The organism is Salinifilum aidingensis (genome assembly GCF_054782015.1).
On sequence record NZ_BAAGTH010000064.1, the window covers coordinates 1 to 514 of the forward strand.

Consider the following 514-nt stretch of genomic DNA (forward strand, 5'->3'; position numbering starts at 1 on the left):
CGCCGACCTGGTGGTCGCGGCCATTCACAACGCCGCCGAGGAGGTGCAGAGGTTGCAGGAGACGAAGATGGGCCCGCTGACCGAGGGCCTGGGCAGCCTCGGCGGTGGCATCCCCGGGGGCCTGCCGGAGCTCTGAGACCCGCGCGGCTCACGCCGTACGGGCTGTGAGCCCGCGAGGGTCCGCACGCACGCCGCGAACGATACGAGCGACGAGTAGAAGGGAGGAGCCGGGTACGAAGGGGTTGTTCAGAACCTCATCGACGAGCTGGGCAGGCTGCCCGGTGTGGGGCCGAAGAGCGCACAGCGGATCGCCTTCCATCTGCTCGCCGCCGACCCTGCCGATGTCACCCACCTGACCGAGGCGCTGAGGGAAGTAAAAGACAAAGTCAGGTTCTGTAAGGTCTGCGGTAATGTGGCCGAGGCGGAAGAATGCCGGATCTGCCGGGATGCCCGTCGCGACCTGCATGTGATCTGCGTGGTGGAGGAGCCGAAGGACGTCGTGGCGATCGAAAAG

General features: G+C 66.7%; 1 pseudogene. It reads left to right on the forward strand.

From position 1 onward, the window contains the following. Nucleotides 1–232: 232 nt before the first annotated feature. Nucleotides 233–514 (forward strand): annotated as a pseudogene (locus ACYVJE_RS23140) (helix-hairpin-helix domain-containing protein); the annotation flags it as partial.